This is a genomic window from Mycobacterium sp., assembly GCF_047975165.1.
Classification (GTDB): domain Bacteria; phylum Actinomycetota; class Actinomycetes; order Mycobacteriales; family Mycobacteriaceae; genus Mycobacterium.
On the sequence record NZ_JBKECZ010000098.1, the window covers coordinates 1 to 20,029 of the forward strand.

At 67.3% G+C, this 20,029-nt stretch carries 21 protein-coding genes; 10 read left to right on the plus strand and 11 right to left on the minus strand.

Annotation, left to right across the window (positions count from 1 at the left end):
- Positions 1-244: PPE domain-containing protein (locus ACK5M9_RS10105; RefSeq protein ID WP_416891243.1), on the minus strand; the 244-nt coding region annotated here is incomplete at its 3' end.
- Positions 245-414: 170 nt separating this feature from the next.
- Positions 415-927: a DoxX family protein gene (locus ACK5M9_RS10110; protein ID WP_416893037.1), complete on the minus strand. Its 513-nt coding sequence runs from the start codon at positions 925-927 to the stop codon at positions 415-417.
- A gap of 146 nt (positions 928-1,073) precedes the next feature.
- Between ACK5M9_RS10110 and ACK5M9_RS10115 the strand changes: the two genes are divergently transcribed.
- Entirely contained in the window at positions 1,074-2,729 is a 1,656-nt protein-coding gene (locus ACK5M9_RS10115) for a pyruvate, phosphate dikinase (RefSeq protein WP_416893038.1), read from the plus strand.
- Positions 2,729-3,388, plus strand: a complete 660-nt coding sequence (locus tag ACK5M9_RS10120) for a MarR family transcriptional regulator (RefSeq protein ID WP_416893039.1) — start codon at positions 2,729-2,731, stop codon at positions 3,386-3,388. The genes ACK5M9_RS10115 and ACK5M9_RS10120 overlap by 1 nt, the downstream gene beginning before the upstream one ends.
- 15 nt (positions 3,389-3,403) lie before the next feature.
- On the opposite strand, the gene ACK5M9_RS10125 is transcribed toward ACK5M9_RS10120, so the two are convergent.
- The 3 genes from ACK5M9_RS10125 to gnd all read right to left on the minus strand — a co-directional run bounded on the left by ACK5M9_RS10125 (position 3,404) and on the right by gnd (position 6,737).
- A complete protein-coding gene (locus ACK5M9_RS10125) occupies positions 3,404-4,633 on the minus strand; it encodes a WS/DGAT domain-containing protein (protein ID WP_416893040.1) in 1,230 nt (409 codons plus the stop codon).
- A gap of 10 nt (positions 4,634-4,643) precedes the next feature.
- Positions 4,644-5,549, minus strand: coding sequence for an alpha/beta fold hydrolase (locus ACK5M9_RS10130; protein ID WP_416893041.1), 906 nt, complete (start codon positions 5,547-5,549; stop codon positions 4,644-4,646).
- A gap of 165 nt (positions 5,550-5,714) precedes the next feature.
- Positions 5,715-6,737, minus strand: coding sequence for a phosphogluconate dehydrogenase (NAD(+)-dependent, decarboxylating) (gnd, locus tag ACK5M9_RS10135; protein WP_416893042.1), 1,023 nt, complete (start codon positions 6,735-6,737; stop codon positions 5,715-5,717).
- 106 nt (positions 6,738-6,843) lie between these two features.
- On the opposite strand from gnd, the gene ACK5M9_RS10140 reads away from it, so the two are divergent.
- The gene (locus ACK5M9_RS10140; RefSeq protein ID WP_416893043.1) at positions 6,844-7,686 is read left to right on the plus strand and encodes an adenylate/guanylate cyclase domain-containing protein; all 843 of its coding nucleotides are present in this window, start codon (positions 6,844-6,846) and stop codon (positions 7,684-7,686) included.
- On the opposite strand, the gene ACK5M9_RS10145 is transcribed toward ACK5M9_RS10140, so the two are convergent.
- Positions 7,629-7,838 carry a hypothetical protein gene (locus ACK5M9_RS10145; protein ID WP_416893044.1) on the minus strand — a complete coding sequence of 70 codons (210 nt, stop codon included), beginning with the start codon at positions 7,836-7,838 and terminating at the stop codon, positions 7,629-7,631. The genes ACK5M9_RS10140 and ACK5M9_RS10145 overlap by 58 nt on opposite strands.
- Positions 7,839-7,878: 40 nt before the next feature.
- Here ACK5M9_RS10145 and ACK5M9_RS10150 point away from each other — a divergent pair, with 40 nt between their 5' ends.
- Positions 7,879-8,583: a guanylate cyclase gene (locus ACK5M9_RS10150; protein ID WP_416893045.1), complete on the plus strand. Its 705-nt coding sequence runs from the start codon at positions 7,879-7,881 to the stop codon at positions 8,581-8,583.
- Between the two features lie 3 nt (positions 8,584-8,586).
- Here ACK5M9_RS10150 and ACK5M9_RS10155 read toward each other — a convergent pair whose 3' ends face one another.
- Both ACK5M9_RS10155 and ACK5M9_RS10160 read right to left on the minus strand, forming a co-directional pair.
- A complete protein-coding gene (locus ACK5M9_RS10155; RefSeq protein WP_416893046.1) occupies positions 8,587-8,910 on the minus strand; it encodes a putative quinol monooxygenase in 324 nt (107 codons plus the stop codon).
- A 198-nt stretch (positions 8,911-9,108) separates the two neighbouring features.
- Positions 9,109-9,681, minus strand: a complete 573-nt coding sequence (locus ACK5M9_RS10160; protein ID WP_416893047.1) for a peptidoglycan endopeptidase — start codon at positions 9,679-9,681, stop codon at positions 9,109-9,111.
- A gap of 955 nt (positions 9,682-10,636) precedes the next feature.
- Here ACK5M9_RS10160 and ACK5M9_RS10165 point away from each other — a divergent pair.
- The gene (locus ACK5M9_RS10165) at positions 10,637-11,230 is read left to right on the plus strand and encodes a hypothetical protein (protein ID WP_416893048.1); all 594 of its coding nucleotides are present in this window, start codon (positions 10,637-10,639) and stop codon (positions 11,228-11,230) included.
- Positions 11,231-11,332: 102 nt separating this feature from the next.
- Here the strand turns inward: ACK5M9_RS10165 and ychF are convergent, their stop codons facing one another.
- Positions 11,333-12,433: a redox-regulated ATPase YchF gene (gene ychF / locus ACK5M9_RS10170; protein ID WP_416893049.1), complete on the minus strand. Its 1,101-nt coding sequence runs from the start codon at positions 12,431-12,433 to the stop codon at positions 11,333-11,335.
- Positions 12,434-12,517: 84 nt separating this feature from the next.
- On the opposite strand from ychF, the gene ACK5M9_RS10175 reads away from it, so the two are divergent.
- On the plus strand, positions 12,518-13,915 hold the full coding sequence (locus ACK5M9_RS10175; protein WP_416893050.1) for a DUF6542 domain-containing protein: 1,398 nt from the start codon (positions 12,518-12,520) through the stop codon (positions 13,913-13,915).
- Between the two features lie 19 nt (positions 13,916-13,934).
- On the opposite strand, the gene ACK5M9_RS10180 is transcribed toward ACK5M9_RS10175, so the two are convergent.
- Positions 13,935-14,954, minus strand: coding sequence for a 4-hydroxy-3-methylbut-2-enyl diphosphate reductase (locus ACK5M9_RS10180; RefSeq protein WP_416893051.1), 1,020 nt, complete (start codon positions 14,952-14,954; stop codon positions 13,935-13,937).
- Between the two features lie 120 nt (positions 14,955-15,074).
- Here ACK5M9_RS10180 and ACK5M9_RS10185 point away from each other — a divergent pair, with 120 nt between their 5' ends.
- The 4 genes from ACK5M9_RS10185 to ACK5M9_RS10200 all read left to right on the plus strand — a co-directional run bounded on the left by ACK5M9_RS10185 (position 15,075) and on the right by ACK5M9_RS10200 (position 18,369).
- Positions 15,075-15,668 (plus strand): lipid droplet-associated protein, encoded by a 594-nt coding sequence (locus ACK5M9_RS10185; RefSeq protein WP_416893052.1) that lies wholly within the window; start codon positions 15,075-15,077, stop codon positions 15,666-15,668.
- A gap of 5 nt (positions 15,669-15,673) precedes the next feature.
- Positions 15,674-16,915 carry an exodeoxyribonuclease VII large subunit gene (xseA, locus tag ACK5M9_RS10190; RefSeq protein ID WP_416893091.1) on the plus strand — a complete coding sequence of 414 codons (1,242 nt, stop codon included), beginning with the start codon at positions 15,674-15,676 and terminating at the stop codon, positions 16,913-16,915.
- Positions 16,905-17,189, plus strand: coding sequence for an exodeoxyribonuclease VII small subunit (locus ACK5M9_RS10195; protein WP_416893053.1), 285 nt, complete (start codon positions 16,905-16,907; stop codon positions 17,187-17,189). The genes xseA and ACK5M9_RS10195 overlap by 11 nt, the downstream gene beginning before the upstream one ends.
- A gap of 112 nt (positions 17,190-17,301) precedes the next feature.
- Complete coding sequence (locus ACK5M9_RS10200) at positions 17,302-18,369, plus strand: NAD-dependent epimerase/dehydratase family protein (protein ID WP_416893054.1); 1,068 nt, start codon at positions 17,302-17,304, stop codon at positions 18,367-18,369.
- A 37-nt stretch (positions 18,370-18,406) separates the two neighbouring features.
- Here the strand turns inward: ACK5M9_RS10200 and ACK5M9_RS10205 are convergent, their stop codons facing one another.
- Positions 18,407-19,972 (minus strand): carboxylesterase/lipase family protein, encoded by a 1,566-nt coding sequence (locus ACK5M9_RS10205; RefSeq protein ID WP_416893055.1) that lies wholly within the window; start codon positions 19,970-19,972, stop codon positions 18,407-18,409.
- Positions 19,973-20,029 lie beyond the last annotated feature (57 nt).

The window sequence follows — 20,029 nt, forward strand, 5'->3', positions numbered from 1 at the left end:
CCGCATCACTGAGCCACCCCACATACGGGGCACCCGCCGCAGCCATCGCCGCCGACGCCGGCCCCGCCCACGGCCCACTGGCCAACCCCACGATCACCGCATCGAACGAACTCGCCGACGTCGCCAGATCCGCCGCCAAACCCTCCCACGCCGCCGCAGCAGCATGCAACGGACCCGACCCCGCCCCAGCAAAAATCCGCGCCGAATTAACCTCCGGCGGCAACCAGGCAAAATCAAACATCACAACCCCACTCCGTCGACAATGCTCACCTTCCATGACACATGACAGGTGCTATATAGGCCACTCTTCCTGAAAATCAGGCCGCCGGGTTGGATATTCAGTAGTTTCACAGGAACCCCGCAGATTTCTCCAAGATTGGACGCGCGATACCCAGCACGGAGGAGCCGATTTCGTCAGCCGGCCCGCGTCGCCGGCGGCCGGTAGAAGACCAGGAGCTGACCGATCGCACCGGCGAGTCCCAGCCCCAAGGAAAGGCCCAGACCGGACCAGCCGGTCGACCACAACGCGTCGCCGAAGATCAGGTGATCCAGGCTGTGCTTGCCAGGCCCCAGCGTCGCAACCGCGACCGCACTCACCGCCAGGACCAGGTTGTACTCCCAGCCCTCGTTGACGATGAAGAAGCCGTTGTGACGGTGCACGGTCCAGACCGCAACGACCATCAGCGATACGAATCCCGCCGCCGGAATCGGTGTGAGCAACCCGAGGGCCAACCCCAGCCCGGCGGCAATTTCGGTGCCGGCCGCCAGGGTGGCGTGGAACTTTCCAGGTTTCATTCCGATGCTCTCGAACCAGAGCGCCGTGCCGGGAATCCGGCCGCCGCCGAAGAATTTGTTCAAACCGTGCGCGGCCAGGGTCAGGCCGAGTACCAGCCGCAGCATCAGCACACCGGCCTCGAAGGCAGTCATACGGTCAAAATTAGACCATCGCCGCCGGCTCCAATGCCACACCACGGCGTCCGGCTACCCGTGTGGGACCATTGCGGGCGCTGCGGCGCCAGCCGGAGCACACACCGATCTGCCCATCGGACTGCTCGCCGACGAGGGGATGCCGCATGGCTCGCGCCGCGCAACACCGCGCCGCAGGCCCAGGCCTCCCGCGCATCGCGGTGGTAGCACTGGACGGCAGGGGGAACCACCCGCGCGAAATGCTGGGGAGCAAGGGCCTGGGAATCGACGCGATGCACCGGCACAACCTGCCCGTGCCACCGGCGTTCTGCATCAGTACCGATATCGGAGCCTGGTTCCTCGTCGAGCCCGGACCCGCGCTCGACGCCGTTTGGGCCGCGGTCCTCGACCAGCTGGCTCGGCTGGAGGAACAGACCTTGCGGACGTTCGGGCGCGGCCCGCGGCCACTGTTGCTCAGCGTGCGTTCGGGAGCCGCCCATTCGATGCCCGGCATGATGGACACGATTCTCGATGTGGGCATCAACGATGCCGTCGAACAGGCTCTCGCGGCGTCGGTCACCCCCCGGTTCGCGAAAGACACTCGCAGGCGTTTCGCAAGCAGGTATCGCGGCGTCCTTTCCGACGACGGCTCCCACCCACCCGAAGATCCCTACGAGCAGTTGCGCGCGAGTATCCACGCCGTGTTCGCTTCGTGGAACTCGGCGCGCGCCGTCGCCTATCGCAATCATCACGGCCTCGACGCACAAGCCGGGACGGCGGTGGTGGTGCAGGCCATGGTGTTCGGCAATCGGGTGGCCAACTCCGGAGCCGGGGTGGTGTCGTCGCGCAACCCGATCACCGGAGCCGACCAGGTGTTCGGCGACTGGCTGCCCAATGGCCAGGGTGACGACGTTGTTTCCGGGCTGGTCGAGGTCGAGCCGATCTCAGCGCTGCGAACTGCGCAACCCCGCGTCTACGACGAGTTGATGGCTGCCGCCCGCGGCCTCGAACGGCTGCACGGCGACGTCCAGGAGATCGAATTCACCGTCGAGGACGGCAAGCTCTGGCTGCTGCAAACCCGGCCGGCCGAACGGTCGGCGACGGCCGCGGTGCGGTTGGCCCTGGACCTTCGCCGCGAAGGCCTCATCGATGACATCGAGACGCTGCGGCGGGTGGCGTCGGTGGATTTCGAGGCGCTGCTGAAGCCGGTGCTCGCGCCGGAAACCCGGTTGGCCGCGGAGCTGTTGGCCACCGGGTTGTCGGCCTGTCCGGGGGTGGCTTCCGGTATGGCCCACACCGATTTGGATCAGGCCCTGGACGCGGCCGGCCGCGGCGAACCGGTCATCCTGGTGCGCGAGTACACCCGGCCCGAGGATGTCCAGGGCATGCTGGCCGCCCAGGGCATCGTCACCGAAGTCGGTGGCGCTGCCAGCCATGCCGCCGTGGTCAGCCGCGAGCTGGGCAAGCCTGCCGTGGTGGGCTGCGGAAACGGGGTGGCCGCGACACTGGCCGGCCGCGAGATCACCGTCGACGGGTACACGGGCGAAGTGCGTCAGGGCATCCTGCCGTTGACCGCATGGTCGCAGGACGATTCGCCCGAACTGCGCGAACTCACCGACCTCGCAATGCAATTCAGTCCGCTGCGGGCCCATGTCACCGGGGCCTACCCGCGTCTGGACGAACACTCCGAAGCAGCGGTGCGCCAGGCCATGGCCTCCGGACAGACCGACGTGGTGTCGGAGGCGCCCCTGATTGCCATGCTGGTCGCGCTACGCCTGGAAACACTGGGGAACGACTCCCCGCACCGCGGAAGCGATGGATGATGACCGACGAATCCCGCAGTCCCGGCACTCCGGTTGTTCCACCGAACCCGGACGCCGACGACCTCGCGGTCCTGCAGGCGGTCCGGTTGAAGGGGAGGCTGACCCGGGCAGACCTGGCGGCGACGGTTGCCGAAAGCGTTGCCGACATCACGCCGGTGGTGGCGCGACTCGCCGCTGCGGGATTACTCGTCGACGGCCCCGCCATCCGGATTTCACCCGACGGCCGCGCCCGGCTCGCAGAGTTGCTGACCGCGGAGCGGGAGACCGCCGATGCGGCCGCATTGGCCGTTGTCTACGACGAGTTCCGTTCGGTGAACACCGATTTCAAGTCGGTGGTCACCGACTGGCAGTTGCGGGACAACCAGCCGAACAACCACGACGACAGCGACTATGACGCCACGGTGCTGGCCCGTCTGGACGATGTGCACCGGCGAGTGCTGCCGATCATCACCACGGTCACCGTGCAACTGCCGCGTCTGGCCGCCTACCCGAGGAAGTTGACCGCGGCGCTGAATCGGGTGAAGGTCGGCGAGCTCGCCTGGCTGACCAGGCCCCTCATCGACTCCTACCACACCGTGTGGTTCGAGTTGCACGAGGAGCTGATCCTGGCCGCCGGCCTGACCCGGGAGGAGGCCGCCCGGTCCGGCGACGCCGGCTGACGGCGGGCCGAACGGCTACAGCGCGGCATCGAGCAGCCGCACATAGGCGTTCGGATCGGGCAGCGCCGATTCCGCGGCATGCACGCTGATCGCTACGGTGTCACCGATGCCGTGCACGCCGTGCGTCAGGCCCATCGCCGGTGACAACGCCGGATACCCACACGTCAATACCACTGGAGCACCACCGAACCTCAGATCGGCGGGCCCCCGGTGCACGCTCGACACGACCGTGTTTCCGGCCACCTGCACCGGGCGGACGTCGGTGTCGAATCGGGATACCCCCCAACGCAATAGCGCCGCTGGCATTGCGGCGAACGCTTGATCGGCCGCGCGGCCGGCAGGGTGCGCCAGGCGGCGCCGGGCATTTGCCAGATCAGTCTCGATCCGCCGCAACCGGTCGGCATCGCCCGGGTACAGCCCGACCACCGCATTGGCGAAATGGTTATTAGCTTGTCGCACACCCGGTTTGGTCATCGGCACCTCGGCACCCAACGTATCGGCGGAGTCGCCGAACAATTCACGCAGCGCACTGCCCACCGCCGCCAAGACGGCGACGGTCACCGTGGGGCCGCACAATTGGGATCTGTCGCGCACCAGGGTGCGAACTGCGCGCACACACTCGGGCCTGGTGTTGGTGGGCAAGGGCGGGCGCGTCCCCAGCGGCGCAGGGACTCGGCCCGCCTCGGTGTCGGCGACGAACCGCCGGTGGGCGCGGGCCGCCGCGACTGCCCGCCGCGGCAGCCGCCCCGCCCGCGAAGGAACCGCCGCGGGCACCGGGCTCGGCCTGCCGAACAGCCGCGCCGCCATCGCCGACGCCCGCACTCCGTCGCCCAGCGCGTGGGCGACCTGCAGCACGGCGACGGTGCCCGGTCCCGACGTGCACGGAACGCCATGCACCGGGGTGAAGACGTGCAGCTGCCAAGGCAACCGGCGGGCATCGAGTTGGCCCTCTGCCAGACCGGCCACCGCGGCCAGGCAACCGTCCCAACCGGTGGCGGCCAGGTCGCGGCGGACAACGCAGCCGGGCCCGACGTCCGTCGGCACCCACCGCGGGTAGCGGGCCGGGCAATCGTCGGCAACCCGCACCGCAAGGTCCGGGCAGGCCCGCGCGCGGCGACGAATCTGTTCGAAGACGTCACCGAGATCGGCCGGTGCGCCGTCGAATGCGTAGAGCAGGAACTCATCGTTGGGGACTTTGGCCGACATCCAGTAGAACTGCGCGTCGACGGCGGCCATCGGGTGCATGCGGCGAGTGTCAGCCCGGTGAACCGATGAAATCCAGGACCAGCTCGGCGATCGTCGCCGGTTGTTCGAGCTGCAGAAAGTGGCCCGCGCGCGGGATCAGCGCCACTTCGCTGCCCGGCGGCAGCACCGGTTCGACCCAGCTGGCGAAGGCCGACGTCATACAGCCGTCGTCTTCGCCGTGCAGGTACAGGCTGGATAATTTCGGCGCCCGCGTCCAGTACCGGTGCAACTCGGCGTATCGCGCCGGGGGGCGGGTGTTGCCGATGGTGGCGCGGTAGGGCCCCAGGGCCGCCCGCCAACTCTGCGGCGTCCCGATCGCGGCGTCGACGTGGCGCAGGTCCTCATCGCAGCGGTAGCCCGGCGACCAGCGCCGCCACAGCAGCGGAACCACCCAGGATGCCGACCGCTCGGGGAGCCAGGGCACCTGGAAATAGCTGATGTACCAGCTGCGCAGCAGCTGTCGAGGTATCTGCCACGCCAGCCGGCCGCGGTCGGGCACCCGACCCAGCGGGCGAAACGCTCCGGGGGGCGGCACCGACATGATCACCGCCTTGGCGAACGGCGCCTCGGGTAGAGCGGCCAGCCCGGCGGCGGCGATCGCACCCCAGTCGTGGCCGATCACCACGTCGCGTTCGGTTCCGCCCGCCGCCGACCGCACCCGCAACGCGTCGTCCATCAACGCGCCGATGTGATAGCTGCCGTCGACCGGGATCGACGACGGCGCGTATCCGCGCATGAACGGCGCCACGACCCGCCAGCCGGACTCGGCCAGTCGCGGAGCGATTTTGCGCCAACCGTAGGCGGTGTCGGGGAAACCGTGCAGACACAAGGCGATCGGATCACCCGGCGACCCCCAGGTCAGCGCCTTGAGGTCACCGTTGGGGCCCTCGACGTCGATCCACTGCGGTTCGGCCAACGCGACTCCCCTTTTGCCATGTGCTCCTCGCACCGTCCACCGTATCCGGCCGGCCGGGCCGGCGGCGCCTGCTGCCCTCGACGTGCCGACCGTGAACTACCCGACGCGACACGCCGTCGATGCGTCGCGAAATTCACTCTCGGTGAGTTCGGCGAGTCCGGCAGCCTAGTTCGCGGGCTTCTCGGCGTGGCCGCCGAATTGCTTGCGCATCGCCGAGAGCGCCTTGTTGGCGAAGTCGTCGAGGTCGCGTGAAGCGAACCGGGATTGCAGGGCCGTCGTCAGCACCGGTGCGGGCACACCTTCGTCGATCGCCGCGATGGACGTCCAGCGGCCCTCACCGGAATCGGAGACCCGGCCGGAGAACTCGTGCAGTTCGGGCGAATCGTGCAGGGCGATCGCGGTGAGGTCGAGCAGCCACGAGCCGATCACGCTGCCCCGGCGCCACACCTCGGCGATGTCGGGGATGTCCAGGTTGTACCGGTAGTACTCCGGGTTGGACAGCGGAGCGGTCTCGGCGTCACCCGCCACGACACGTGTGCCGACATCGGCGTTGCGCAGGATGTTCAGCCCTTCGGCCAGCGAGGCCATCATCCCGTACTCGATACCGTTGTGCACCATCTTGACGAAGTGGCCCGCCCCGGATGGCCCGCAGTGCAGATAGCCGCGTTCGGCGGGGGTGATTTCACCCTGGCGCCCGGGTGTCCGCGGTGCGGCGTCGACTCCGGGGGCCACGGTGGCGAAGATGGGTTCGGCGTGCGCGAACGCGTCCGCGTCACCGCCGATCATCAGGCAGTAGCCCCGTTCCCGACCCCACACCCCGCCGCTGGTGCCGCAGTCGAGTAAATGAATACCTTTCTCGGACAATATCTTCGAATGCTTGATGTCATCACGGTAGTAGGAGTTGCCGCCGTCGATCACGATGTCGCCGGGCTCTAGGGTGACCGCGAGTTCGTCGATGACACCGGTGGTGATGCCGCCCGCGGGCACCATCACCCAGACGACCCGGGGGGCGGTCAACCGATCGCGCATCTCCTGCGGGGAAGAGACGCCGGTGGTTTGGTCTTCTCCGGCCATCGCGGTCACCGCATCGGGGTCGTGGTCGTAGACCACGCATTCGTGCCCGTCGGCGACCAGGCGACGGACGATGTTGGCGCCCATCCGGCCCAGACCGATCATGCCAAGCTGCATGGTGTCTCCTTCGTGTCCGACGGGGCGGCAGGCTCACCGGCCGCGCCACACCAACCGTAGACACCGTTGACAGGGCAGGCCAACCACCGTGCAGCTCCCTGCCAGGATGGTCAGCATGAGCGACTCGCTGCACATCGCGTTGTATGTCGTGACCGGCCTTGCGGTAGCCGAAGCCGGTGGCGTCGCGGCGCTCTGGTGGCTCTACAACCGCAGCCGCGCCGAGTCAGCGGAACTCCGGGAGCAGCTCGATGCCCGGAATCGGCTGATGTCCGGTGGCCGGGAAGCCGTCAAAACGGTGTGGAACACCGCCAATCTGATGCGTCAAAAGGGGTTCGGCGCGGTGGTACGCAACTCGATCGAGGATCTGGCCGATTGGGCCGAGGTCGAACTTCCCGACCTGGACCGTATCGCCCCCGACGGGCGCGTGGTGATTGTCTTCTCCGACATCGAGGAGTCCACCGCCCTCAACGAACGGATCGGAGACCGGGCCTGGGTCAAGCTGATCAGCGCGCACGACCACCTGGTGAGCCGGTTCGTCCAACAGCACGCCGGATACGTGGTGAAAAGTCAAGGCGACGGCTTCATGATCGCCTTTGCCCGAGCCGAAGAGGCGGTGCGCTGCAGCATGGCTATTCAGCAGCAATTGCGAGTCGATTCACAACGCAAGCGGCGCACAGCGATTCGAGTCCGGATCGGCATCCACCTCGGCCGCTCGGTACGTCGCGGCGACGATCTGTTCGGTCGCAATGTGGCGATGGCGGCCCGCGTCGCCGGCCAGGCCGTCGGAGGTCAGATCCTGGTGAGCGAGCCGGTGCGGGATGCCGTGCGCGACTGCGATGACATCGGATTCGACGATGGCCGGGACGTCGAGTTGAAAGGCTTCACCGGAAGCTACCGGTTGTTCGCGGTGGACGCCGAAGCGGAGCCCGATCTGCCCCGAAAGCTCTGAGCGTCGGATTCGGCCAACCGCTCGTGCAGCCGCGCGCGAATCTCGTCAGGTGTGTAGGCCTGACGTTTCCGCTGGTCGCGCACCACGAGCGCACCGCCGGCAACGACACCCGCCGCGCCGGCCAACCCGACCCACTTCCAAATGTTGCGCATCAGCACAGGCTATCCCGGCGAGGTTACATAGAGTGCTGTAGTGGACTCGAGCACGCTCACCTTGGACCAAGCACTCAACGAGACGCGAACCGGCGACCTCTGGCTCTTTCGAGGCGGCTCCGGGCCTGACCGTGCCATCCAGACGCTGACGAACGCGCCGGTGAACCACGTCGGCATGACTGTGGCGCTCGACGATCTGCCCCCGTTGATCTGGCATGCCGAACTGGGCCACAAGCTGGTCGACATGTGGACCGGCACGAATCACCGAGGCGTCCAGCTCAACGACGCCCGCCAGGTATTCCTGCAGTGGACGAACCGCTACCACCAGCGCTGCTGGCTGCGCCAGCTGACCCCGTATGCCAACCGCAAACAGGAGAACGAGTTGCTGCAGGTGATCGCGCGAATGAGCGGGACCGCGTTCCCCACCACCACCCGGCTGACGGGCCGCTGGCTGCGCGGACAGTTGCCCACCCTCAACGACTGGTTCCGGGGAATCCCGGTCGTGGAACGCAAGGTTCGCGACTACACCGAGCATCGCCGGGAGGAGCATCGCAAAATGGGCCTCGGAACGGCATACTGCGCGGAGACGGTCGCGGCCACCTACGAGGAAATGGGATTGCTGGTCACCGACAAGGACACCAACTGGTTCGATCCTGGCAGGTTCTGGAGCGGTGATTCGTTGCCGCTGGTATCGGGCTACCAGCTGGGCAAGGAGATCACCGTTGTGGGCGACGAACCGGGGTAGGCGCTAGTCGACCGTCATCTCCCCAAGCTCGGACCATCCGGTCACATCCACCGTCTGGCTGAGGATCTTCGGTGTTGAAACCAGTGCCTGGGGGAACTCAGCCATCGCTTTCTTGAAATGATCGCTGTTGACGTGCAGGTTTCCGGCGGCGTCGTCGTGGAACGCCTCAACCAAGACGTATTCGGCCGGGTTGTCCAGGCTGCGTGACCATTCGAACCACAGATTGCCCGTTTCGGCCCTGGTGGCCTCGGTGAACGGCGCGACGAGCTCCGGCCAGCGCAGGGTCCACTCGGGTTTCGTCTCGAACTTGGCGACTATAAATATCATCGGCGGATCACGCCGCAAGGATACGATAGTTTCGAGCCTTCGAGTCGGGGATTAATTCAACGCAAACCACACTCCGGCCGTATTTGTGAGTCGCGTCACAAATACGGCTGAAGGGTGTGGTTGCGGTTACATCAGGACCAAGTGTGACCTGCACCGCAAATTCAATTCGACGGTCGGATCACACCGGAACAATTATTGTCAGGCGTCCATCATTTCGGGCTCGTCGACCGGCGCGTCCTCGTCGACCGGCACCTCGTCGACAACCGGAGCGTCCTCAATAACCGGTTCGAACACGGCCTCTTCGGGAGCTGGCTCAGGGGCCGGTTCGATGTCGTCCACCAACATGACTGACTCGTCGGGCGCGGGCAGGTCGTCGTCGGCCAGGTCTTCCACGGCCAAGTCGTCCACCGGCAGGAACATATGGTGGGTGAAGCCCCGCTGGTAGGCGCCAGCACCGCCGATTCGGACACCGCCGCCCTCGCCGCTGGAGACCGGAGTCCCATCGGGCAGGGTCACCGCGGTGTGGCCGCCGTTCCATCCGATCACCACCGCGTTCGGCGCGGTGCCGTACTGGAAGCCACGGGCCAGCAAAGCGGCCTCTTCGTTTCCGGTATTGAACCTACTGGCGAAAACCGGCCGTTCGCTCGCAGCGTTTGCCACCCACGAAGCCAATCCCGAGCAGTCGGTCCCTGCGGGAGTCATTCCACCTGGAATGTAGGGCGTCCCGGAAACCTGATTAACGAGCGCTAACAGCGATGCAAGTGCAATCATGGGCAGGAACGCTACCGAATATAGGATGGTGATATCAAATATTTGTGGCACTCATCACGCTGATCATCCAAATGATCGAATTATCGCCGTACTCCAATTATGTAACGGACCAATATACGAAGAGGAACAGTTGCAAAATAACCGAAATTGTAAATTTATCAGCAAACGATGTTGAATCTCATTGCAGCCTTGTGTACTGGGATTTCATCTGCCCGAAGTCGGCAATAGCAATATTTGCATGGCATACCTCAAAAATCCACAGCGGTAGGGCTTCTACCTTGGCGGCTGCTGAGTTCACGTGTTGATCTTGATTTCCGGGGTCCGGGTAGCCGGTGTCGAGGCGTGTCGTGCGGTGACGCCGAGTTCCTTGGGCCCGGTGTGTGGTTTGCTCCTTTCGGGGGTTGAGTGGATACGGGGGTCCGCGGGTTAGCGGACCAGCCGGCGGCGGGCACACACCCGATCGCGGCCCGTGCACGTTCGTCCAGATCGAACCCGACCGAGTAGACCGGCGACACCCCGGCCGGGCAGCCAGGTTCTCCAGGTAGTCCACGACAGCGTGGCTGACACCGGCACCGTCGATGGTGGTCAGAAGGTTGTGGCGCCACCAGCCCGGGACCGAGGCGATCGCGGCGTCAATGAGCGCCGGGTGATCGGCGGCGGTGCATCGCTCCGGGGCGATTCAACCTGCTTGCTCGCGAGCGTAACGCCAGGGCGAAATCCCGAGCGCAAAATCGCAGCCACGTTACGCTCGCGACCGACTCACAGCCCCTGAACCTCACCGGCGCGAAAAATCGAGGCTAGGCAAAATGTCCGAACTCAGGTCCAGATCGAACCCGATCGAGTAGACCGGCGACACCCCGGCCAACGCGGCCTACTGTTCAGCCAAACAGGCGCCAGTGGCAACGGCGGCGACGGCGGCAACGGCGGTGCCGGCGGCTCGGCCAACGGTCAGAGCGTGGGCGCCGGTACCAACGCCGAGGCCGGCCATGGCGGCGACGGCGGCGCAGGCGGCGCAGGCGGCGCAGGCGCCCTCGACGGCAACGGCGGCAATGGAGGCGAGGGCGGCCAGGCGAAGGGCGGCGGCAATACCTTCAGCACTTCCGGCGGCAACGCCACGGCTGGCAAAGGCGGCGACGGCGGCGACGGCGCCACCGGCGGCGCAGGCGGCGCCGGCGGCAACGCCGTCGGCGGCGGCACACTATCGGGCTCCGAGGGCGGTCATGCCACTGCCGGCAAAGGCGGCGCAGGCGGCGACGGCGCTGCCGGTGCGGGCGGCGCAGGCGGCAACGGCGGTGCCGCCACCGGCGGCAAAGGCGGCGCAGGCGGTAACGGGGCCGCGGGCTTCGACGGTGGCGCTGGCGGCACCGGCGGCAACGGCCTAGGCGACAACGGCCAACAGGGCGGCAACGCCAACGGCGGCAACGGCGGCGACGCCGACGCCGGCAACGGCCACGGCCCCGGCGGTGGGAAAGGTGGCAACGCGTCCAGTGGCGCCGGCGGCATGGGCAGCGCCACCGGCGGCGCCGGCGGCGCGGGCGGTCCTGCCTAGCCGTTCGTGGATCGACACCAGCGGCGATTTCGTTGTCGATGCGCCGGCGCCGACCGGCGCCGAATGCTCACCCGGTCACCACTGCGTCGGCCGGCGCGGTGACTACCGGCCGGTGGCCCTCCCTCCGGAGACCGGCCCGTGGCGAAACTCCACCACATCGCCGTCGGCCATCACGTAGTCCTTGCCTTCCATCCGCACCTTGCCGGCGGCCTTGGCAGCGGTCATCGAACCGGCGGCGATCAAGTCGTCGAAGGATACGATCTCGGCCTTGATGAATCCCTTCTCGAAGTCGGTGTGGATCACCCCGGCGGCCCTCGGGGCGGTGTCCCCCCGATGGATAACCCAGGCCCGGGCTTCCTTCGGGCCGGCAGTCAGGTAGGTCTGGAGCTTCAGAGTGTGAAAACCAGCCCGCGCGAGGGCATCCAGGCCCCGTTCGGTCTGCCCGATCGACTCCAGCAGCTCCGCGGCGGACTCGTCGTCGAGTTCGATCAATTCGGATTCTATTGCGGCATCCAAAAATACGGCATCCGCGGGTGCGACCAGTTCGCGTAGCTCGGCGATCCGTGCGGCGTCGGTCAGCACCGGTTCGTCGGCGTTGAACACATACAGGAACGGTTTGATCGTCAGCAGGTTCAGCTCACGCAGCAGCGTGGTGTCGGTGCCGGAGGCGAACAACGTGCTACCGCTGTCGAGTACCTGTTGCGCCGCCTGTGCCGTGTCCAGCAGCGGTTTGCGGTCCCTGTTCGTGCGAGCTTCCTTCTCCAGACGTGGCAGCGCGCGTTCCAGTGTCTGCAGATCGGCCAGGATCAGTTCGGTTTCGACGATCTCGATGTCGGACCGGGGGTCGACCTTGCCCGAGACATGGGTGACATCGTCATCCGCGAACACGCGCACCACCTGGCAGATCGCATCGCATTCGCGGATATGGGCCAGGAACTTGTTGCCCAGCCCGGCCCCTTCCGAAGCGCCCTGGACCAGGCCGGCGATATCGACGAATGTCACCGGTGCGGCAATGACGCGCTCGGACCCGAAGATTCCGGCCAGCTTCTCCAGCCGCGGATCGGGCAGGGACACCACACCCTCGTTCGGCTCGATGGTCGCGAACGGGTAGTTGGCGGCCACCACGTTGTTTCGCGTCAGCGCGTTGAAGAGGGTCGACTTGCCGACGTTGGGTAAACCGACGATTCCCAGGCTCAGGCTCACGGGAAGCCAAGTGTACGGGGCGCGCCATCCGCCGGGGCCCAACCGTCTGGGAGTCGTTGACCTGATTGCCGGTACGGTCAACGTGTGTCAGCGCAGCGGGAAATATCGGTGGTGGACAAGGGCCGCCACTCGATAATTCCCACCGTGCCGGGCGTGCCGTGGTGGGCGGCGGTGCTGGTCGCCGCCGGAGCGACCGCCGTCGGGGGCGTGCTCGAATCCGGCCAGAAGGAATTGGGCGAGGTTTTCGCCCTCTGTTACGTCGCCGGCTGCCTGGCGGCGGTCCTGGCGGTACGGCAGGCGGCGCTGTTCACCGCTGTCATTCAGCCGCCGCTGATCCTGTTCTGTGCGGTCCCCGGCGCCTACTGGCTTTTTCACGGAGCCAAGACCGACAGGCTGAAGGATCTGCTGATCAATTGCGGCTATCCGCTGATCGAGCGTTTCCCACTGATGCTGGGCGCTGCGGGTGGTGTGTTGTTCATCGGATTGATCCGGTGGTACTTCGGCAGGCAGATTGGCCCGGCACCGGCAACCGGTGATACCGGCAAGGCCGCAGTGCAGGGACGGGAACCGGCTGCCGGCACCATCTCGCCAACCACTTCGGGGAGCAGCTTCGGCAGGGTAATCCGCGGATTGGTCGCCCAGGCTCGTGCGCTGCTGGCCGATGTCACCGCTCCCGACGACGGCCGGACCCGCGGCCCGGACCGCAGACCGAGTCACGGCAGGAGCCGCACCGCGCCAACCCGCAGGCCCCCCGGGAGCGACGGCCGTTCCGCACCGCCACCGCCCCGCGGCTACCCTCGTCGCCCGCGACCGGATGAAACATCCGAACCCGAACGCCCGCGTCGCACCACCCGCCGAAGCCCGGTGCCGGCACGGGACCCGTCCGGCTACGACCCCGCCGACCGGCGACCGCGCCGTCGCCGCCAGGGCGAACCCGATCGCGGTACCCCACCGTCGAGAGACCCCCGCAGGGACCCGCGCCGAGACCCGCGTCGCACTGCCCACGAGGACTCCTACGACCGGACGCACGGGCGACAGGAGCGTCGCAACAGCCGGTTCGACCAGTACGAGCCCTATGAGCAACACGAGCAACCCGGGCGCGGCGAACGCCACGGCCGGCACGAAGGCCGAGCGTTGGGCCGCGAAGAAGGCAGCCGCAACTACGATCCGCGCGACCCCCGCAACCCGCGCGACCCCCGGGACCAGCGCGACCAGCGCGACCAGCGCCGGGGGTACGAGCCCCGCCCACGGTACCGGCCCCGGCCGCCCAACGAGGCCTACGAACCCAACCAGGCCTACGAGCCGCAGTACCGCAACCCGGCGCCATCCGGGGCCAACGGCGCCGACCCGGATCCGCGGGTGCGCTATCGCCGACAAACTCCGCCAGGCGAGTCGCGAACCGACCCCCGCGACCAACCCCGCCGCGACCCGCGCACGGGCCCGCAGCCACCACGGCGGCCCCCCTCCCAGTACCGGGAATGACCGGCGCCCGCACCGCGGCCTAATCGCGCGAGCGGGCCGGACGGATCTCTCGCGGCAAGGCGAACACCAGCGTCTCGTTGGCCGTCGTCACCGGCTGCACCAGGTCGTAGCCGTATTCGGCCAGCCGCTCCAGCACGCCTCGAACCAACACCTCCGGAACGGACGCACCCGATGTCACACCGATGGTACGAACATCCTCCAGCCACGCCGGATCGATGTCGTCGGCCCAGTCGACCAGGTGCGCCGCACGGGATCCCGCACCCAGCGCCACCTCGACCAACCGCACCGAGTTCGACGAATTACGGGACCCCACCACGATCACCAGCTCACACTCCGGCGCCATCGCCTTGACCGCGACCTGGCGGTTCTGGGTGGCGTAGCAGATGTCGTCGCTGGGCGGGTCCTGCAGGTTCGGAAAGCGTTGGCGCAAACGTTCGACGATCTCCATGGTCTCGTCCACGGATAGGGTGGTCTGCGACAGCCAGACCACCTTGTCCTCGTCGCGCACCCGGACATGCTCGACGGATTCGACCCCGTCGACCAGCTGGACGTGGTCGGGAGCCTCACCGGCGGTCCCGATGACTTCCTCGTGACCATCGTGGCCGATCAGCAGAATGTCATAGTCGGCGCGGGCGAACCGCTTGGCCTCGTTGTGCACCTTGGTCACCAAGGGGCATGTCGCGTCGATGGTGCGCAGATTGCGATCTGCCGCGTCGGCATACACCGTGGGCGCGACACCGTGGGCCGAGAAGACGACGATGGCACCCCGCGGCACCTCGTCGGTGTCCTGGACGAATACCGCACCGGCCTTGGCCAGGGTGTCCACCACGTGGCGGTTGTGCACGATCTCGTGCCGCACATAGACCGGTGCGCCGTGGCGTTCCAGCGCGCGTTCGACCGTCTCCACCGCCCGGTCCACACCGGCGCAGTAACCGCGCGGCTCGGCGAGCAGGACCCGCTTGCGGTTGGCGGTACCCGCCGACGACCCGGCGACCGAGCCCGAAGCACCCGGTATCCCCATGTCGACGGTGGGCCCCATGGGGTTCAGGGTACTTTCCGCTGCCCGGAGCGTGCCATTTCGCGACGGTATCCATGCGTTCCCGGGATCCTCCGCGCGCTCAGCTTGGCGTTGGCCGCCGCTTAAGGCAGTCTGGGATTCATGGCTACTGCACCGTACGGATTCCGGCTGCTGGTCGGCGCAGCCACAGTCGCCGTCGAGGAGACGATCAAGCTCCCGCGGAACATCCTGATGTACCCGATGACGCTGGCATCCCAGGCCGCCCAGATCGTCATGCGCTTTCAGCAGAATCTTGCCGAGATGGCGATAAAGGGTGACGCCACGCTGGAGTCGCTGTTCCCACCCAAGGACGACCAGCCCGAATGGGCGACATTCGACGAGGATCTGGAAGCCGGGGACGGCGGCAGCCCGGGGGAATCCCCGGTGGCCGAAGGTGGCGACGGCGACCGCCGCGCGGAAGGTCGCTTCGCGCTGTACTCGGTCCCCGACACCGCCGATTCCCCGGCCGGGCCCGCAGACCAGCAGGCAGCCCAGGACGCTGCGGCCGCATCCGAGCCGGCCGTGGCGGCCAGGCTGGACTACGCGCAGCTGACCTTGGCGCAGCTGCGGGCCCGGCTGCAGTCGCTGGGCGTCCCCGAACTCGAGGACCTGCTGGCCTACGAGCTGGCCACCAAGGCCCGCGCCCCGTTTCAGACGCTGCTGACCAACAGGATCACCCGCGCGTCGGCGAAGTGACCGACATCTCGCCGTCGGCAGCCTCGCCGAACTCGGCGGAGAACCCGTTCCCGGTGCGGGCGGTCGCCATCCGGGTCCAGGGCTGGATCGAGCGACTGGGCACCGTGTGGGTCGAGGGCCAGCTGACCCAGATCACCATGCGGCCCAACGCCGGAATCGTGTTCATGGTGCTGCGCGATCCGGCAGCCGACATGTCGATTCCGGTGATGTGCTCGCGTGACCTGGTACGACGGGCGCCGGTGAAGTTGACCGAAGGAACTCGGGTCGTGGTGTGCGGCAAGCCGTCCTTCTACACCGGCCGCGGTACGTTCTCCCTGCGGATCAGCGAGATCCGGGCAGTCGGCGTCGGCGAGCTGCTGGCCCGGATCGAACGACTGCGCCGGCTGCTGGCTGCCGAGGGACTTTTCGATCCCGGGCTCAAACGACCGATTCCGTTCCTGCCCACCATGATCGGGTTGATTTCGAGTCGGGCCAGCCACGCCGAACGAGATGTGACGACGGTGGCAACCGCGCGCTGGCCGGCGGTCCGGTTCGCCATCCGGCACGCCGCCGTGCAGGGCTCCAACGCCGTCCCGCAGATCGTGCACGCATTGCGCGAACTCGACGAGCACCCCGAGGTCGACGTGATCGTGCTGGCTCGCGGGGGCGGCAGCGTGGAAGACCTGCTGCCCTTTTCCGACGAGACGCTGTGCCGCGCGATCTCGGCCTGTCGCACCCCGGTGATCAGCGCGGTCGGGCACGAACCCGACAATCCCCTCTGTGACTTGGTCGCCGACCTGCGGGCCGCCACTCCCACCGACGCGGCCAAGAGGGTAGTGCCCGATGCGGCGGCCGAACAACGTTTGCTCGACGAGTTGCGTCGGCGCAAGACCCGGGCGCTGCGCAGTTGGGTCTCCCGGGAACAGCGCGCACTGGCCCAGCTGCGCAGCCGCCCGGTGCTGGCCGACCCGCTGCGAATGCTCACCGCACGCGGCGAGGAGGTCCGGCGCGCCCGGTCCGGACTGCGCCGTGACATCACCCGCCTACTCGACGGAGAATCCGAACGGGTCAACCACCTGGCCGCACGGCTGGCCGCCCTGGGCCCCGCGGCGACGCTGGCCCGTGGCTACGCCGTGGTACAAGTTGCGGCCCCGACCAACACGGTGCTGCGATCGGTGCACGACGCCCCCGCGGGCACCAGGCTGCGGGTGCGGGTCGGTGACGGCGTGATCGCGGCGGTGAGCGAAGGACACATCGATGGGCACTGACTCCGACCCCGACGCGCTCGACGACGCACCCGACCCCGACGCACCCGGCCCCGACGGCGGCACTACTACTCCCATTAGTGAACTCGGCTACGAACGCTGCCGGGACGAGTTGATCGACGTCGTGCGGCGCCTGGAAGAGGGCGGACTCGACCTCGATGCGTCGCTGCAGCTGTGGGAACGGGGCGAGAAGCTGGCCAAGAGATGCGAAGAGCACCTGGCCGGTGCTCATAAGCGTGTTGCCGACACCCTGGCCGCTGGCGAGGCCGAGGGGTGACCGGCCCTCGCCCGGCCATGTCCGGCCCGGCCCCGGCCCGGGCCCGGGCCCGCCCGATCATCAGTCGGATCCATATTTCAAACTAGAACACGTTTCAGTTATACTCCCCGACGTGGCTGATACGTCGCAGACAACAGAACTCGGCAGCGTCCTTGTCACCGGCGGCTCTGGCTTCGTCGGCGCCAACTTGGTCCGGACGTTATTGGACCGGGGTCATCGCGTCCGCTCCTTCGACCGGGCCCCGTCTCCGCTGCCCAAGCACCGGAAGTTGGACGTCCTGCAGGGCGACATCACCGATGCGGCCGTGTGCGCGGCGGCTGTGGAGGGCATGGATACGATCATCCACACCGCGGCGATCATCGAACTGATGGGCGGCGCCTCGGTCACCGAGGAGTACCGGCAGCGCAGTTTCTCGGTCAACGTCGGCGGGACCGAGAACCTGGTCACCGCCGGGCGCAGGGCCGGCGTCAAGCGGTTCGTCTACACCGCATCCAACAGTGTGGTGATGGGCGGACAGAACATCGCCAACGGCGACGAGACGATGCCCTACACCACCCGGTTCAACGACCTCTACACCGAAACCAAGGTGGCCGCCGAAAAGTACGTCCTGGCAGAGAACGGCGTCGACGGGATGCTCACCTGCTCGATCCGGCCAAGTGGCATCTGGGGCACCGGCGACCAGACGATGTTCCGAAAGCTCTTCGAGAGCGTCATCAAGGGGCACACCAAGGTTCTCGTCGGCCCCGAGTCGGCCAAGCTGGACAACTCCTACGTGCACAACCTGATCCACGGCTTCATTCTGGCCGGTGAGCACCTGGTGCCCGGCGGCACCGCACCCGGGCAGGCGTACTTCATCAACGACGGCGAACCGATCAACATGTTCGAGTTCGCCCGCCCCGTGGTGGAGGCCTGCGGCGAAAAATGGCCCAAGCTCCGAGTTCCCGCTGCCCCGGTACGCGCGGCGATGACCGCGTGGCAACGCCTGCACTTCCGGTTCGGAATTCCCGAACCGATTCTTGAGCCCACGGCCATCGAGCGGGTGGCCATCAACAATTATTTCTCGATCGACAAGGCACGCCGCGACCTCGGCTACGAACCGCTGTTCACCACCGAACAGGCAATGGCCGAATGCCTGCCGTACTACGTCGAACTGTTCAACAAGATGAAGGCCGAAGCCTGATTCGTCGGCGCTGCGGGCAGCCGGCTGGGTGCGACGGCTAACGGAAGCTGACCATCTCCCCGCCCCATGCCTCGCGGATCCCGGCATCGACCCCGGACGCGACGGCCTCGTGCTTGTCGATCACCAGGCAGGCGTGACCGGGCTCCCCATGTCGCGGCCAGGACGGCTGCCCGGGCAATCCGTCGGGCTCACCGTAGGTGGCGAAGTTGACCCACCGGGTACGCACCCTCTCCGACACAGCCGTTGCCGTCTTGACCCCGCCGAGCTTGAGGGAATAGTCCTGCGGTCCGCCGAGATTGCCCCACACATAAGGCAATTCGGTCGCATGCGCAGCACGGACCAGCGCTAGCTTCAACATCGGGGTCGAGTAGTCGAACCGGTACAGGTACACCGGCGCAACCGCACTGTGGCCGTCGGCCAGCCACAGCGTCGGCATCCGGAAGCCGACATCGGTGGCCATGCTGAGCGTTCGCGTCTTGCGTCGTCCCGAATAGGCAGCGCCGATCTCGTCCACCGACGGCAGTTGCAGGTCCGGCTGTTCAGCGGCGATCTGGGTGAACATCGACGTGATCGCCTTCGGCGTATAGGGCATCAGCGGAGAACGCATCAGCCGGAACAGTGCCGCCTCGTTCCTGTTGGTGCCGATGATCAACGGGACCGGCAGCAGCCGGCCTTCCTGGGCCAACTTGACGGGATAGTCGGGCAGCAGATCTCCGTCGACGATGGGCACGAAGGCAAGCGTGCCGGGGTTTCGCACCGGAACTTCGTTGAAGACTTCCGCGCCGGCCCCGACCAGCGCCGCAGTCGGCAGGTCCGTCACCCTGTCCGCATCGGACTCGGCGATTCCCAGCTTCTGCAGAACCGTCAAGGTAACCCGGCGGGCCCGATCCCGGTCGTAGACCGAGGTGGCCGGTGAGCTCTGCGCGATCGCGCGGGCGAACAGGCCCCCGGCGGCCGGGCAGGCCAGCAATGTCGTGACCATCCCGGCGCCGGCGGACTCACCGAACAGCGTGACGTTGCCGGGATCGCCGCCGAAGGCCGCGATGTTCTCGCGAACCCAGTGCAGTGCGGCCAACGCGTCGCGTAGCCCGATATTGGAATCGAAACGCCCCTGTCCCGAGCCGACCGACGACAAGTCCAGGAATCCGAACGCACCGAGCCGGTAGTTGACGGTGACCACGATCGCGTTTCCGAAACCGGCGAGGTTGCGGCCGTCGTAGAGCGGCTGGCTGGCCGCGCCCAGGACGTACGCGCCGCCGTGCAGCCACACCATCACCGGCTTCGCCACTCCGGGCTCGGTGCCGACCGGCGCCCAGATGTTCATCCAAAGGCAGTCCTCACTCTGGCCAGCCCCCAGGTCGAGTGGCATCCTGGCCACCACCGGCTGCGGACAGGCCGGCCCGTAGGCGGTTGTGTCGGCAATCTCGGTCCACGGCTGCGGTGGTTGCGGGGAGCGGAAACGCAGGTCGCCAACCGGCGGGGCGGCATACCGAATGCCCTTCCACACGGTCACCTGCTCCACTGTCCGGCCCGCGGCGCTGTGCACTCCCGAGGCCAAATTGACACCGCGGACCGGCCCGTAGGTCGTCTCGACCACACTCACGCTGTTCCTCCTACCAAGCTGAGGCCAGACCCCAATCGCGCAGGGAGCCACGTGCGC